At 39.6% G+C, this 16,380-nt stretch carries 10 protein-coding genes; 2 read left to right on the plus strand and 8 right to left on the minus strand.

Translation table 11 applies throughout. The features are described from left to right. Window positions 1–156: 156 nt before the first annotated feature. From ACZ1GV_RS02595 to rapA, 8 genes are all read right to left on the minus strand, one after another. Window positions 157–2,157 (minus strand): methyl-accepting chemotaxis protein, encoded by a 2,001-nt coding sequence (locus ACZ1GV_RS02595; protein ID WP_472675116.1) that lies wholly within the window; start codon window positions 2,155–2,157, stop codon window positions 157–159. 154 nt (window positions 2,158–2,311) lie between these two features. After that, the gene (locus tag ACZ1GV_RS02600) at window positions 2,312–3,073 is read right to left on the minus strand and encodes a sporulation protein (RefSeq protein WP_472675117.1); all 762 of its coding nucleotides are present in this window, start codon (window positions 3,071–3,073) and stop codon (window positions 2,312–2,314) included. An 82-nt stretch (window positions 3,074–3,155) separates the two neighbouring features. Then, entirely contained in the window at window positions 3,156–4,112 is a 957-nt protein-coding gene (locus tag ACZ1GV_RS02605) for a sterol desaturase family protein (RefSeq protein ID WP_472675118.1), read from the minus strand. Between the two features lie 8 nt (window positions 4,113–4,120). Beyond that, window positions 4,121–6,415: a TonB-dependent receptor family protein gene (locus ACZ1GV_RS02610; protein ID WP_472675119.1), complete on the minus strand. Its 2,295-nt coding sequence runs from the start codon at window positions 6,413–6,415 to the stop codon at window positions 4,121–4,123. Then, window positions 6,415–7,686: an imelysin family protein gene (locus ACZ1GV_RS02615; protein WP_472675120.1), complete on the minus strand. Its 1,272-nt coding sequence runs from the start codon at window positions 7,684–7,686 to the stop codon at window positions 6,415–6,417. The genes ACZ1GV_RS02610 and ACZ1GV_RS02615 overlap by 1 nt, the downstream gene beginning before the upstream one ends. A 90-nt stretch (window positions 7,687–7,776) precedes the next feature. Further along, complete coding sequence (locus ACZ1GV_RS02620) at window positions 7,777–9,480, minus strand: DUF4856 domain-containing protein (protein ID WP_472675121.1); 1,704 nt, start codon at window positions 9,478–9,480, stop codon at window positions 7,777–7,779. A 113-nt stretch (window positions 9,481–9,593) separates the two neighbouring features. Then, window positions 9,594–10,292: a pseudouridine synthase gene (locus tag ACZ1GV_RS02625; RefSeq protein WP_472675122.1), complete on the minus strand. Its 699-nt coding sequence runs from the start codon at window positions 10,290–10,292 to the stop codon at window positions 9,594–9,596. Between the two features lie 119 nt (window positions 10,293–10,411). Continuing rightward, window positions 10,412–13,288 (minus strand): RNA polymerase-associated protein RapA, encoded by a 2,877-nt coding sequence (gene rapA, locus ACZ1GV_RS02630; RefSeq protein ID WP_472675123.1) that lies wholly within the window; start codon window positions 13,286–13,288, stop codon window positions 10,412–10,414. 268 nt (window positions 13,289–13,556) lie between these two features. On the opposite strand from rapA, the gene ACZ1GV_RS02635 reads away from it, so the two are divergent. Both ACZ1GV_RS02635 and ACZ1GV_RS02640 read left to right on the plus strand, forming a co-directional pair. Continuing rightward, entirely contained in the window at window positions 13,557–14,933 is a 1,377-nt protein-coding gene (locus ACZ1GV_RS02635) for a PhoH family protein (RefSeq protein WP_472675124.1), read from the plus strand. Then, on the plus strand, window positions 14,933–16,315 hold the full coding sequence (locus ACZ1GV_RS02640) for a PhoH family protein (protein WP_472675125.1): 1,383 nt from the start codon (window positions 14,933–14,935) through the stop codon (window positions 16,313–16,315). The genes ACZ1GV_RS02635 and ACZ1GV_RS02640 overlap by 1 nt, the downstream gene beginning before the upstream one ends. Window positions 16,316–16,380 lie beyond the last annotated feature (65 nt).

A 16,380-nucleotide genomic window follows, 5' to 3' on the forward strand; every position in this document is an offset into this window, starting at 1 on the left:
AATACTATGGTCTTTTTACAAAGCAAGACTCGATGATCAGGCATTAAAAATAAAAGCTTAGAGGTGTCGCAGGATAGAAAAAAGCCAGTGCGTAAGACTGGCTTTTTAGAATTTAAACTTAAGTTTGTTAATATACTTAATTAAGAAATGCGATGACTACACCTTAAATTGGCCCATTACTCTGGATAATTGGTCTGCAGCCACAATCATATCGCTAATTGAGTCTGTAGCCCCTTGAGTTTCTGTGACTGAATCATCAGCAAGTGATTTCAAATGCCCAACATTTTTGGATACGGAGTGAGCCGTTGCTGTTTGTTCGGTACTTGCTTGCGAAATAGACTCAGTTTGTTGTTGGATCTCGTGAATAGCGGTTGTAATTTCACGTAATGTCTCTTCAATCTTTTGTGTTTGATGAATACTACGCTCTGCATACTCACGGCTTTCTTCCATAACATTTTCTGCTTGCGAAGCGCTACTGCGTAAGCCCTCAATGATATTTTGAATATTCGCAGTCGACTCTTGAGTACGACTAGCTAACGTTCTTACCTCATCGGCAACAACGGCAAAACCTCGACCTTGTTCACCCGCTCTCGCTGCTTCAATAGCGGCATTTAGCGCTAATAGGTTAGTTTGTTCGGCAATTGTTCTAATTACGTCTAGCACTTCGCCAACATTTTCAGAGTCTTGTCGTAAATTACGAACAACATCTGCAGCACCGAGTACATTTTTAGAAAGGGCGGTAATATCAACAATAGCGCTACTTACTACTTTACCGCCATTAACAACTTGCTCTTCTGCCATCGCCGCGTGTGTCATAGCTTGAGAAGTGTTTTTAGCCATTTGTTCACTAGTATAGGCAAGCTCTTCTGACGCACTAGCGACTTGTACAATTTCAGACTTTTCTTTGTCAACGAGCCTTATGATCTCAGTCGACGTTTTTTCTACTTGCGCTGACCGGTCATGAACGTGCAACGAGATCTCAATAGACTCTTTTACAAGCGATTGTATTCGGCTAATAAAGTTATTAAATTCAGCGGCAAGAACACCAATTTCGTCCTGTCGAGAGTCGTCAATACGTTTTGTTAAATCACCGTCTCCCTCCGAGATGTCCTTCATTGCAGCGACTAAGTTTTTAATTGGTTTAATGATAGGCTTGGTCGCTGCGTATACTAAGCCACAGACAACCAGCATAGTAATGACAACCCAGATTATATTCTCAGTAATGGCTTTGTTAACCGGCGTTTCAATTACTGTATCAGGAACAATAAAGCCTAAGCGCCAGCGCATAAGTGGGTATTCACTTTCTATTGAAGTGTAAAGGACTGTATGAGGCTGGTCATTCCAAATAACAGATGATTTACCTTGGTTTTTGTTTGTTACTAAACGGCTAAACTCTTTAAAGCCGCTAGCTGACCTAAAATTATTATCGACTTCTTGAATAAGCGAACCTGGAGCAAAGTCATCACTAAAGCGTGGAAAATAAACAAGCTTACCTTCATCAGTGACTAAAAATGCAAAACCTTCGCCTTCGTATTTAATTTTACTGAGCAACTCTTCGCCTATGGTTGATATAAGAATATCAACACCGGCAACACCAATGAGTTTTCTTTGTTCGTCGTAAATCGTTGTTTTCACTGTTGCATTAATCGAACCATCATTAGCATCTACCGCAGGATCAGAGACATACAAGCGGCCCTTGCTCTTTGCTTCAGGCCACCAAGGACGTTTGTGAGTAAAATAGCTTAAGTCGTTATGACGACCATTTAAGTCGAAATACTCAAAGGTATTCGCTGAGCCAAAAAAGACGCTTTTAATCGTCGCGTCTTGATCGGAAAAATATTTAAAATAACGGACTATTTGTTGATAATCTTGGTCTGAGCTTATGTCCCCACCTCGATTATTGTATTCACTAAACCAATTCTTAACCTGTGGACTAGCAAAAACACTGTGAATAACTTGGCCTTTCGCTTCAAAGAAGCTTTTTATTTCCATAGCGTTGCGTTCTACTATGTCATTTATACCAGACTCAACACGCTTAACTGTGTCCTGCTTGACACTAAAAACATGATTAGTTCCGACAATAATTGACAAGATAAAAAGTGGAAGAACGGTCCAAAAGACCAATTGACGAGCAATAGACTGGTTGATTATGCGCATATTTTACTACCTAACTACATGAGTTTATTTTTATTATTATTCCCTTACAAAACTAATGTATCGCATGTAGATAAAATGCACAAAACTTTATGCATTAAAAAAGGGCTACTGAAAAGTAACCCTTTGTTTATGTTTATTTTTAATTTTTATCAAGTTAGAGCCATTGCTCTAATTTGGCCTTGATTTGTGAATAACTGGCATTGTTAGGTAAAATTTCACTGTAATAAGCATCACCACCTAAAAACCGGTCTTTTTCCACCAATATACCCACACTGTTGTTTAAACTAACAAAACTAAGTTCAGCTTCACTGCTTGAAAATAACCCAGCTTGGCGTCTAAACTCAAACTCTTGATAACAGTTCACCTCTGACTGAAAACCTTTACCTCGTAAATACCCTTTTTCTACGTCAACCTTAGATATCTTGTAACCAAGCTCATACATAGCGTCTACAGCATGTTTTTGAAATTGGGTTGGTTGAATATTTAAGTAATCCTTGTCTGAGCTATCTAACCCTTTATCAATGTCTAAGCCAGTTGCAATCCATACTTTAGACAAGCTATTTGTTACAGACGTTACAGGTGTGTCAGGGTGCAGATTAATGGTCAGATCGTATTCTATGGTCTCACCAGCAGCTAATACACTCCCAGTTAAACCAAGTTCGTTAGGCGTCATTGCCCAACGACTTAAAATAACAGTTTCATTCACTTTTATTTCACTATCACCTAAATCTTTTTCAGATTTCGCACTTGTGCACAATGCTAACTCTAAACCATTAATGTCTTGCTCAACGGAGTCGCTTGCCTTGATAACTACTTTTAAATTGCATTCTCCACCAGGCACTAGATATTCTGATAGCACAAATGTATCTACTTTAGCGCTGCCAATACCTACACTGGCAAGTAATTTTTTAAACATGATGTTCCCTCTAAGATTTTAACTTTTATAAGTTATAAGGGCTGGTAAAGAAGTTTCAAGCTATTTTATATTTTGTAACACTTTATGGTTTTTGGTTTGATCTTCTAAACGGTCCAAGATAAGCGTCGTTTAACGTGTTTATTTTTTTATCGTTAATGCCAAAGCGTAGCTCACCTTTAACCTCACTCCCTTTAACTAACGTACCCCAAATTCGATCCCATATAGCCAAGGCCGTTCCATAGTTTTTATCCCAGTGTTCTTGCGCTAAACTGTGGTGAATTTGATGTTGAGCTGGAGATATAAGCCAGTTCTCTAATTGTTTTCCCCAAGATAACCAAACGTGCGAATGTCTCAAGTTTGAGCCTAATAGGTTAAATAAAAATACACCAACGTTCGCACCTGCTATATCGTAAAAACTCAATTTAGTCTTAAACAAATAGACTCCAATACCAATGGTAATGGCATTAACTAACAATAGTCTTGCGGCATACAAAAAACTTTCCAATGGATGAGTTCGATAAACAGTTAGCGGTGTCATTACTTCAGCGCTGTGATGCACCTGATGAAAGCGCCAAAGCAAGGGAACTTTATGCATCAGCCAATGTAATAAAAAGCGTGTAAAGTCATCAAGTAAGAATAGGAATAATGTAAAGCTAGTAAGTACAACCCAATCTTCTGGGGGCGCAAAGGTAACCACGCCAAAAATATTGTTCAGCGTGTTGTGAACAAAAATGGCAATTGGCGCAACAGAAAAGAGTAAAGGCGTTATTATCCAAGCTTTGATAAATAAATTGATAAACCAAATTTTGCTATCAAGACGCGAGGACGAGTGCAGCAGGATGTCACGTCCAAATGCCTTTCGCCAATTCCATTGTCCAGTACGCCTATAATCTAAGGTAAACACAAGCATTATCAAAAACAATGTCGATAATAAGTAGCCCCAATACAAACGCTTATTGGGGCTAAGTAAATGTGCTAAAACATCTTGCCAAATGAGTCTTAAAACAGGCTCAATATCAGCAATGATAGACGTGAACATTAATAGGCCTAAAAGCTATACTTATAACCAACAAATACTTGTTGTGGTTTGCTAGGCCTTGCTCCAAAAGGTCGTCTGCTTACCAACGCAGTCTCATCAGTAATGTTGTCGACTTTCAGATACAGCGTATGACTAGCGTTAAACATGTAGTTTGCCGATAAGTCTACAACAGTGTAGCTGTCTGTATATAAACCAGATAAGGCAACATCGTCACCAGCCGCTTCGGGCATTTCGTCAATGTACTTGATCAGAAGATTGATTTGCCAATCATTGCTTTCTAGACCTAAGTTAACAGTAACTTGGTTGTCTGGGAGATAGGGCACGGGATCACCGGCAGTAACATTTCCCCACAATTCAAACGTCGATTCGAAGTCAGATTTAAATTCTGAATCGGTTCGGGTATAAGTTATCGACCAAGGTAAATCATATTCTTCATTAAGACGTTCACGTCGTTGGATGTTTAGCTCTAAACCTTGAACATCCACTTCACCACCATTGTATTCTTGATCTAAATTTCCAAGGTTGGCGCAAGAAGCGGAAGTAGAGAACGAGCAACTTTCTTTAAGATTATCAAAGTCGTTGTAAAACAACACGGCCTCAACTTTCGTATTTTGTTCGTTGTAACGTAATCCTAACTCATAGTTGACGCTAGCTTCTGGCTTTAGTTGCGCTGGTTGTTTTGGACTCGTTGGAACATAACCTTCATGTACGCCACCAAAAATACCTAACTCTTGATTAAGTGTGTAAAACGCTGAGGCACTATACAGCCATGTTTTCGTGGTTTTCTCTTGCCAGTCGTTTGACTTATCGATAGCTTCATTTTGGTACCGGCTTTCTAAAAGCTCGCCACGACCACCGAGTGTAACATCCAGCTTACCAAACGAGATTGTATCTGCTAAATAGACCGAGGTTGCAGATGTTTGCTCATAATCAACCGTTGTGAACTTAGTGCCAATTTGATCAGGAGTCATCACACCACTGCTCATCAGATAATTTTGCTCAAAATGATCACGGTCAATTCTATCTTTATGAAAACGAACACCCGCACTAATTAGGTGCTTTAAATCCAAAAAGGATAAAGACCAATTGATGTCACTTTGTAATCCACGAGAAAAGTACGAACGATCATTGGTGCCGACAACAAGCTGTTCGTAAACCTCTTCTGAGTCTTTTTGTCCGGTCAATATTAGATAATAGTTTTGATTAATCTCACCGCTAGGATCCGCAAGTATTTCTTGTAAGCTTCTATCAATCGAAGCGTTGCCTGTTTGGTTAAAACCATTTACTTTTTGCCATGCCCGTTCAAACTCATTGTTATAAAGGCGAGTGGTTAAGTTAAAGTCGGCACTAGCTAATTGATGAGTAAGTTGAACTTGGTTTTGTTGCCAGTCCATATCGCCAGTTTGGCTTGCAGCATAACGACGATAGGGTGTTGATAAGAAGTCGGCGTCAGTAAGACCCATGTAAGTCTCGTTAGACTCTTCATTAGAACTAGATACTTTTAATTCAAATGATTGATTCAAATCATTACTAAATAAAGAAATTTGATTTCGATAAGCCAATTTCGCCATGACGTCGTTTTTGTCGAATCCTGAATCTTCATCAAATAGGCTGCGGTCAGCAAAGTCAATGTCTTTAAAACCATCCGCTTCGCTATGCAAAAGCTCTAAAACAAAGCCAAGATAACCATCACTCAATTGAATTTCATTTCCAACATGCGCATGCGTTTTTTTGTAACCGTTTGAGCCAGCTGCAATTTCTAATTGACCAGTAAATGAGTCAGGTACTTCGCGAGTTGTCATATTCAAAGTGCCAGCCACCGTATTTGGACCAAACTTTATTGCTGCAGGTCCTTTAACAACTTCGACGGATGTCATTCTTGAAACACTTGGGAAATAATAAGCGGCCGGTGCAGAATAGGGCGCAGGACCAATTAAAACACCATCCTCTAGAATGTTTATTTTTTTAGAACGTTCAGGCGTTACGCCACGAAAGCCAATGTTAGGACGCAGTCCATAGCCATCTTCTTGACGTATATTAACACCTGGTACATTTGCTAAAACTCGATGAATATCATCATATTCATACTTTTCTAAGATTAACTCATCGAGTAACGTGGCAGAGCCAGCTTCGGTTCTTAATTTATCGTCTCGCCCGATTATTTGAATGTGCTCAACGCTTTTTTTAGAACTAACTTTGGCCTCGTTATTCACATCATCCAATGCAAAACTAGAGGATGAATAGGCAGTTAGAGCTGACAGTACAGCGATAGCTAGTGGTGAGCCTACAAAGTATTTTTTCATTAATCAGCATCTCCTGCAGATGAACTTGGCAGTTGCAACGATAAAAAGACAATAAACGCGGACTTAAGATTGTCGGTGATCTTCTTAGTATTTTGATAAAGAGTTTGAATACTAGCCGGGTTGTTTTGAACCGCGTTCTCAAAACTATCTTGTTCGGCAAACTCATCAATGCTCGTGATAGCACTTTCAATATCAGCCCGCATTTGCTCCGCTAAGCTCTCCGCGCCAACAGCAATGAGATAATCATCAAAGGCAATTTGTTGTTCAGGACTAGTACCTTGGAATATGATTAGTAGTGCATTAAGGTTAGCTTTAATGTTTTCTAGTGAATGCTTACTTATCTGAGACTCTATATCTTTTAGGCAGGTTGCAGTACCACAGCTATTGGTAATTAAACCAATTGGCGCGCCGATTTTTGCGTCTTTAGTTATGGTGTCTAAATAAAATAACGCGTCGGTAAGGTGGTTGATTAATGCATCGATATCTTCAAAAGCGGCGTTCGTTGAACTGCTCGAAATCGATTTTAACGCTTGACCAAAACCATCATTATTTGTCCCTAACCACTGGTTTTCTAACGATAGTGCTGAATCGCTTATGTCATTTGCGACTTCAATGGCAAATGCACAACGGGCGGCTTTTCTTTCTAGCTCCGGCCTTTGATTCCAGTTTTGAGGGCCTAAGCTATCACTTTTACAGCTATGGTCTAATGTTTCTGTGAACAGTAAATGTTCTAGCGCATCCATACCACGACGATTACTTGTTCTAGTTTTTATGTTGTAGTCTGTGCCAGCAATATTGCCGACTTCAAAATAACTAACATCAAGGTCAACTGCACATTGATTATCAACGGGCCAAGAATAAATTTGATTTCGTAGCTGGTTTTCATTGTCAGCTAAAGGACCGATTTGCATCATTTCAAGAGATTGCCACGCGCTCATTGCTTGCTTCCAACTTTGTTGCGCAGCGAGTTCTAGTTCCGCATCAACGGTTTGACTATTAATCAACTCATTACAAAAGGCGGTTGTCGCTAATGCTTGCTCTGAAGCCAAAGCAGAGAATTCACTAACACTCGGTAAGTAAACGTGATCAACTAAATTCGCAACTAATGTTTGTTTGTTAAAGTCTATATTTGTATTGTTGTTAGAGGATCCTTGATTGCCATTAAACTCGCTACCAGTCTCACTTGAAGTTGAATCGCTACAAGCTCCTAGCATGGCTAAACTAGTAAATACCGTAAGTATTTGTAAAGTTTTATTAAATTTTGTAGTCATTGGATGTCCAATTATTTCTTTTAACAAAAAAAATTATAGTTAGAAACGCAAAAAGGCCGACAAATGTCAGCCTATTTGAATAGCCTATTATTACCAGTTCGAAACATTTTCCGTTTCAAATTCATATGCTTCTTGCAGTATTAATTGAGCAGCGGCTAAGTCTGTTAAATATCCATCAACTAATTCATTGCTCAGTACAGGCGCATCTTTAATTAATGTATTAAGCTCAGCAAATTTTTCGTTCGTTATTTTTTTTAACGGATTAAATTGCAAGCTAATCACAAAGCCTTTTAACTCTGACCAGTGTTTTGCCAGGTCTGCATAGTTGAACTCATCTGTACCAAAACTAGCGTAGTCTGCGGTTACATCATTAATGTAATGAACGGCCGTAGCTGCAATTGCTTTTTCCCAGTTTTCAACAGCAATATCTCGCTGTGCTAATAAGTTCTGCATTTGCGCTTCGGTTAATTCCGCGCCGACATTCTCGTTAATAATTGCGCGTCCTTGCAAAAAGGCTTGCATCGCAGCTTCAGTAAAGTCAGTTGGTGAAGTATTAGTTGCTGTGCCTAAATCTCTTTTTGCAGCATTTTGCGAGTGGCCAAAGTTATACTCCGAATTTAGATCAATCATGCCATCTGAATTACTGTCAAACATGCCTTGGAAAGCGTCACGGCCTCCTTTGATAGCAATTTCTTCGTCGCTGTAGTTTAAGTAATCTCGAGCCGCACCAAAATAGCCAAAACCTTCGTCGTATTGATGTTCAAGGTCGGTATAGCTTTTACCATTAACTAAAAATTCATTGCTTGCATTTAGTCCTTTACCGTCAATTGTAGCGTCTAAGTAATCGTCGGTGCCTTGCGAGTAAGCTACTGCGCCTAATAGAGTCTTTTGAACAAGTTGTTTGTAATCTAAACCATTACTACCTAGATACACTTTTGAAATGATGTCACCGTTGATATCAGTTCGAGTTGCACCAGATAATTGAATTTCTACATTGTCAGCGATTTCATCAAAGAAGTGGAGTATCAATCCTTCAGGAGACAAGCTTCCTTTCTCGCCAAATGCTAAAAACTCTGCGTCCCAATCTTTATGTTGTCCAGTAGGGTCGTTTCCAGCAATTTTTCCAGATAAATCTTTCAGTGAGTTGGAGATTTCAAGTAACGTCTTTTGCTTACGTTCAGCAAGGGTTGACAAGGTTAAAGCGCGGTCGCCGTAGATAGCGAATTCGTCTTCTGACATTTTATAAAATGACATTAGCTTTTCGAGTGCTTGTGAACGAGATGAAATAGTTTGAGAATCAATATCGGCTTGTAAACCTGAATCTATGTAGGCTGTTAACTCAGCGATTAAAACGTGGCGAGCAACTTGGCCTGAGTATGAAACACTATTAGTAGCACTGAGCTTGTTTTCAAATTCATACACGTCTAATACGTCTTCAACGTTTATGGTAAGTGTTTTTGTAAAAGACAGGTTGCTAGAGTCAGTAACGGTCACATCTAAGTCAATAGACGTTGCGTATTCATAATCTAATTGGAAGTTTTCCGCTAACGAAAGTGTTGTGCCGTTAATAACAAAAGAGGTGTGGTCAGTGGCAAATGTAAAAGTATCAGCGCTGTTAGCGTCCGTTGCAGTTAACGTACCTATCTCAGCGCCTGCTGCATTTTCAACGACTGTGTTATTTGAGATGTTAATATTTGTTGGAGCTTTTTGATCCTCTCCGTCACTTGAACCAGAACAAGCGGCAAGTTGGGTCGTTGCAATAACAGTTAGAGCAATAAGAGACTTTTTAAACATAATTCAGACTATCCACTTAATGTTAATGAGAATGGTTATCATTAGATGGGTGGACTATAGTTTAAGTTTAAATGAGAATCAATCGCATTTGACGAATAGTTTGTATTATTTTTCTAAAAATCACTTTTTTTGTAGAAGGTTAGCATTTCTTCGTTGCGCGGATGAAAGATTTCCAGTTGCTCTGCATGTAAATGCAATCTGTCTACGAGCTTAACTATATTATCCGGTGCGTAAAGCCTGTCACCTATAATTGGAAAGCCGAGTTGTTGTAAATGAACCCTTAGCTGATGACTTCGTCCAGTAATCGGGGTTAATTTCACGCGAGTAACCGCTTGGCCTTTGATCTCGCTGCGTTCTAACACCTCATAATAAGTCATACTAGCCTTGCCTGTTTCATAACAAACCTTTTGCTTTGGTCTGTTAGGCCAGTCAACTATTAATGGGTAGTCAATGTGTCCATTGTCTTCTGGCATATGTCCAGCGACAACCGCAATATAGTATTTTCCTGTAGTACGCTCAGCAAACTGTTTATTGAGGTGACGTGTAGCCTCAAGGTGCATCGACATGACCATCACACCCGATGTCATCATATCAAGTCTGTGAACAACACAGGAGTTAGGCCATACAGTTTGGACTCGGCTCATTAGTGAATCAAAGTGCTCGATTTTACGACCAGGCACACTCAGTAGCCCACTAGGCTTGTTTAATACAACTATGTCTTCGTCTTGATAAAGAATATCTAAATAGGGTGATGTCGGAGGTTGATAATTTAATATAGCCACAGCGTTCAAATATAAAAATGGGGTAAGCATAAGTTTACCCCATTTTGTGGCGTCCGATAATAATCAAACGTACTTTAAGTCGGAATTTCGTTAAATAACTAAACGAATTAATGCTTTTAAGTATCGTTTAAAACTAATTGCACGCTCTATTAACTGTTATCGGCAACAATTAAACGAATTGCATCAAGTTGAACTTGGGCGGCGTCGATTTCTGCAACACAGTGATCTAATTGATGTTGTAAAAACTCAATTTCCTCATCGCGTATGCTAGGGTTTATTGCCTGTAATGCTTTCATTCGGTTAAGTTCTTGTTCACGATTATCAATAAGGTTCTGCTTTGCGGCTGAGGTAATCTCATCAACATATGGCTGAACTTTCTGATTCGCAATCTCAAGTAGTTTTATAACCTCAGGCTTTAACGCACCAATTAATTGTGTCGCCATTGTCTTTTTAACATTTTTAAGACTTTCATCTAAAGAGCCTTGCTTAACTTTAGGTGCTAGGTCATTACCATTTTTATCCAGCATCATACGGATAGGCGTATTTGGAAGATAACGATGCAACTGCAAGTTTCTTGGTGCATTAGTAGTTATTAAAAAGTTTATTTCAACAAAATAAGTGCCGGCAGGTAGTTTTTTGTTTTTTAATAAACAAACAGACGTATTACCTAAGTCGGAGCTCGTTAGCATGTCGAGCACGCCTGTCGTCATTGGGTGTTCCCAACTTAAAAAATGTTGGTCTTCCTGAGATAAAGCAATGTCTCGTTCGAAGCAGACGGTCATTCCATCATTCTGCAGCGCTGGGAAATGATCGGTCATCATGTGCTCACCTGCTTTCAAAATAAAGCTATAGTCAGACTTCTCTTCGGTGTTAACACCAAAATGATCCCAAATTTGTGTCATAAACGACATAAGTTCGGTGCTGTCATCAATTTCTTCTATGGTTTCACAAATTTGTTTGGCTTGTTCGCCGCCACTTGAGTTTATTTCTAATAGGCGGTCACGACCTTGTTCAACCTCTAACTTTAAGGCTTGATTGGCGATATCACATTGCTCGATTAACGTGTTCAAACTTTCGATATCTTGTGAATTTAAAACCTGCTGTTGAATGGCATTCAGGTTTTGCTCAAAGACCACTCGTGCAGTAGTGCTAGTCTGTTCAAACGCATTAAAGGCCTGATGATAAAACTTAAACAAGTTTTGAGCAGCACTGCCCTCAATATAAGGAACATGTATCTTAACGGTTTGAGTTTGCCCGATACGATCCAGGCGACCAATACGCTGTTCAAGTAAATCTGGGTTGGCTGGTAAGTCAAACAAAACAAGGTGATGTGCAAATTGAAAGTTTCTGCCTTCAGAGCCTATTTCTGAACATATTAGTGCTTGTGCACTCTTTTCTTCATCAGCAAAGTAAGCGGCTGCTTTGTCGCGCTCAACAATGGTCATTCCTTCATGGAATACAGTTGAACGAAGACCCTCTCGTTCAAATAGTGCATCGTCAAGTTGCATCGCAGTATTTGCATGGGCGCAAATGACTAACACTTTTTCATCTTTATTTTCTAATAAAAACTCACAGAGCCATTTTACCCGAGGATCAATTTGTGACCACGTAGTCAGGCTATCGGATTGAGGTTTATGCCTTAGCTCTGGGTGCATCCCAAGTAATTCAATTCCTGGTGCAAACTCTTCTGGTCTGGCTAATGGGTACTCAAATACTTTTCGTTCCGGGAATCCCTTTATGCCTTGTCGGCTATTACGAAACATTATTCGGCCAGTTCCGTGACGGTCTAACAAATCGGCAATGAGTCGTTGCGATGTAGACGACTTATCACTACTGGATTGGTATTCATTGATTTGAGCCAAACTACTTTCATCATCTAACAATAAAGATAAGGCGTTAACCTCACTAGGATCAAGATCATCTAGACTTAATAGTTTGTTTGCAATATCCGCTACGGCCTTATACTCAAGTTCCTCTTTTTGATAGGACGCATAATCGTGAAAGCGATTTGGGTCTAATAACTGTAGACGTGTAAAGTGGCCGTAATGGCCTAATTGATCTGGAGTTGCGGTAAGTAAAATTAAACCTTTTGTGGCTTTACCGATATCTTGAATGTGAGCATATAAAGTGTTTGCCGACTCATCATTTTGGTTATTCTCAGGTGGAGATATATGATGAGCTTCGTCAACAACAACTAAATCCCAGTCGGTATTTGCTAAAGTCGATTGCCACTTTCCAGGGTGACTTAACCACTCATGGCTAACAAAAATAAGTTGTTCATTTTCAAACACGTTTTTGCTTGGATCAGATTCTGACTCTGCGTCACACCGCTGATCGTCAAAGATTGCGAACTTTAAATTAAAGCGGCGTAACATCTCTACTAACCACTGATGTTGCAAGCTTTCCGGCAAGACAACTAATACCCTAGACGCTCGTCCAGAAATAAGTTGCTGATGAATAATCAGTCCTGCTTCTATAGTCTTACCTAAGCCAACTTCATCAGATAATAAAACACGAGGTGCAAAACGCTTTCCTACGGTATCTGCGATGTAAAGTTGATGAGGAATTAGACTTACGCGAGCACCTAATAAGCCGTGAAGAGAAAAGGTTTCTAACTCTGCTTTTTTCTGGTGCGCCTCTAGTCTTAGGCTAAACCAATGTTTTCTGTCATAAGCGCCGGTGAATAATCGAGCTTCTGGATTATTTAGACGTACATGGTGATCGAGCATTATTTCTTTAACGCTCACTACTTCGTCGTTATCTTCGCGTTGTCCGTGGTATATCAAAATATCACCAACGGTTTCAACTTCAGAAACCGTAAACTCAAAACCTTCCATACTGGTAATCGTATCGCCAATTGAATACTCAACGCGCATAAGTGGCGCTTGTTCAATTGCGTATTGACGAGTTTCTTCGGCACCCGGAAATAGGACCTGGACAAATCGGTTGTCTACTTTTATTACGGTACCTAAACCTAAATCAAACTCAGCTTGGCTAACCCAACGCTGGCCTATCGAAAAACTCATATATTCTCCCATGTAAAGAAAGCCGAAAAAAAGGCGCGTAGTCTACTCCCTTCTGCGTCAAAAATCGTTGTTAAATGTTAAAAATCCTTATTGCGGTATTAAACATAGGCCACCTTTGATTATTTGTTGAGTGATCAGACTGAAAATTGTACTTTTTGGAAGTAGCACACTGTTTCTAGTAACTAAATAATTTCATCAAATTGTCATCAAATCTGAAATTTATTAGCTACAGTGATAGATAGGGAAGAATAAAAAGAAGGTGGACACTATGAGTGGTACAAATCTTAAAAAGAATGACACTAAACCTAAACTGTTTGTACTCGATACAAATATCTTGTTGCATGACCCACACGCCTATTTCAATTTTCAAGAGCATGATGTCCTCATCCCCATGACCGTTCTTGAAGAGCTTGATCATATTAAAGACAGACACAAAGACGTTTCTCGTGACGCTAGAGTGGCGATTAGATCGTTAGAAAATACGCTTCATGATGTAGAGCCTGAAGCAATGATAGAAGGCGTGCCTCTTAATCGCGGGGAGCTAAAAGACAGTAAAGTTACTGGGCATTTAATCATCATGAATGACCATCATATAACGAGTGAAGTATCTGGACTGCCCGGTGGCGAAAATGATAATCGTATAATTAACGCAGCACTGCATCTACAAAAAGAACGTCCAAAAGTTACCGTGGTGTTAGTTACCAAAGACATTAACATGCGATTAAAGGCCAAAGGAGCAGGCTTAAAGCATGTAGAGGATTACACCACTGATCAGTTAATCGATGATATTGAATTTTTAACCAAAGGTTTTGAGCAAGTAGAAGGCGACTTTTGGGCCAAAATTAAAAGCGTTGAAACGACAAAAGACGGCCGAGATGCGGTGCACAAAATTCCACGAAGTGCTCTACAAAGTGTATTTATAAATGAATATGTTTTAGACGACAGTACAGATTTCGCGGCACGCGTATCGGCAATTTCCGATGAGGAGGTGGAGCTTGTTGATTTGGGGCGCCAACGTCTTATGTCCAGAAAAGCCTGGGGCATATCGCCAAAAAACATCTATCAGGCGATGGCATTAAATGCGTTACTGGATCCGAATATCGAATTGGTTATTCTTACTGGCCCAGCGGGTTGTGGTAAAACACTACTAGCGTTAGCTTCGGCCTTAGAGATGGTCATTGAGCAGGGCATCTACGATAAAGTCTTGGTGACTAGAAACACGCCAGAAATAGCAGAGTCGATTGGCTTTTTGCCAGGCACGGAAGAGGAGAAAATGGCTCCCTGGTTAGCCGCGATTACTGACTCACTTGAAGTGCTTCATAAACAAGATGAGAATCCAAGTTCAAGCGTTAATTACATCATGGAAAAGGCAAACATTCAGTTTAAATCGGTGAATTTTATGCGGGGTCGTAGTATTCAAAATGCGATTGTTATTTTACAACCCCGAATTACAAATAATTTAAAGTTTTTACTGCCTTATTTTTATTGGCCTGTAGCAAAAGTAAAAAGAATTTCCCAAAACATGGGTTCTCGTAACGACTCTAAGCATTCCCACATCAGCCAACCTTTACTGAATACTTGTAATTTAGGAGAAGAGTACAATACAAATTCTAGCAACGATTCTAACTTTTGGAGGGCAGCGTAATGAATAGTTCTATTGAAAACCAAAACCCTCGTGTTCTCGATACATCGGCATTAGTTCATGATCCAAAGTCATTGCTCGCTTACAGTGAGGATGTATACATCTGTCTAACAGTCCTAGAAGAATTAGATAACTTAAAAGAAAGAACTAATAAATCGGTAAGTGCTGATGCTCGTGTATGTATTCGAATGCTTGAAGACATAATAAATGGGCATAGTGCAGAAGAGATGGAAGCTGGTATTCCACTGCCTTCTACTGAAACAGCTAAAAGAGGAAAGTTGTTCATTGGTATTGATACTCAATTGGACATGGCAAAAGAGTTAAAGCACACAATTGGTAGCGATGCTGACAACAGCATAATTAACTATGCACTACATCTTCAGAAAGAGTTAGATAAAGACGTTACTATTGTTAGCCGCGACATTAATATGCGACTAAAAGCTCGAACTGTTGGTGTTATGGCTGAAGATGTATCTGTTGATAATCAAATCGCAGATATAGATTTGTTATATACAGGAGTACAGGCTTTTGAAGGAGATCTTTTTGATCGAATTGAATCAGATAAAGATTTCAAAGTCTCAGGAGAGGTTTATACATTCCCAATAAGCTTGTTTAACGATGAAGTTCAGCCGAATATGTATTGGTATGATGAAGCCGGACACATTGGCCGGATTTCAGAAGTAACCGATACTGAAGTTTATACGAAGTTATTGCCTCGTAAGCAAGAAAAGGTATGGGGCATATTGCCAAAAAATCAGCGTCAGGCGGTAGCTTTAAGCCAATTAACAGACCCTTACTATGACTTAAATATCATCCTTGGCCCTGCTGGCTCCGGAAAAACTTTTTTGGCAGTTGCTTCGGCGCTGCATCAAGTATTGGAGTTGAAAAAGTACAAAAAAATTGTTGTGGTGCGGTCAAGAGACTTTATGGATGACGATCCCGGATTCCTTCCGGGTGATTTAACTGAAAAATCGATGCCTTTGCTTGCAGGTATTACGGATGCACTTATCTCGATGCACTCTGATGATAATCATGAAGGAAATATTCATGCAACAGTTGAGCATGTGATTGAAAAAGCCAATATAGAATTTACTAGCATGGCTTACTTTCGGGGCCGTTCAATAGACGATGCTGTGTTAATCATTGATGAAGCTCAAAACATGACTAGAGCGCAAATCAAGGGTATGTTAAGTCGTGGAGGTAAAAATTGTCGGACTATTGTATTGGGTAACCTAGCCCAGATTGACGATAAGTTTGTAACACCTGCTTCGTCTGGTGCAAGTGCGGCTGTTAATGTGTATCGTCATTATGAAAAAGGATCAGTGCTGATTTTTGATGAAGTAGAGCGTAGTAGCTTGGCTGAATTCACTGAAAAGAATATGTAGGCATCAAACTACCATTCACATTTCCTTATAATATTGCGACAATAGCCACTGCTTTTTGCAGTGGC

The sequence above is a fragment of the Psychrosphaera sp. HA2-10 genome, assembly GCF_055693745.1.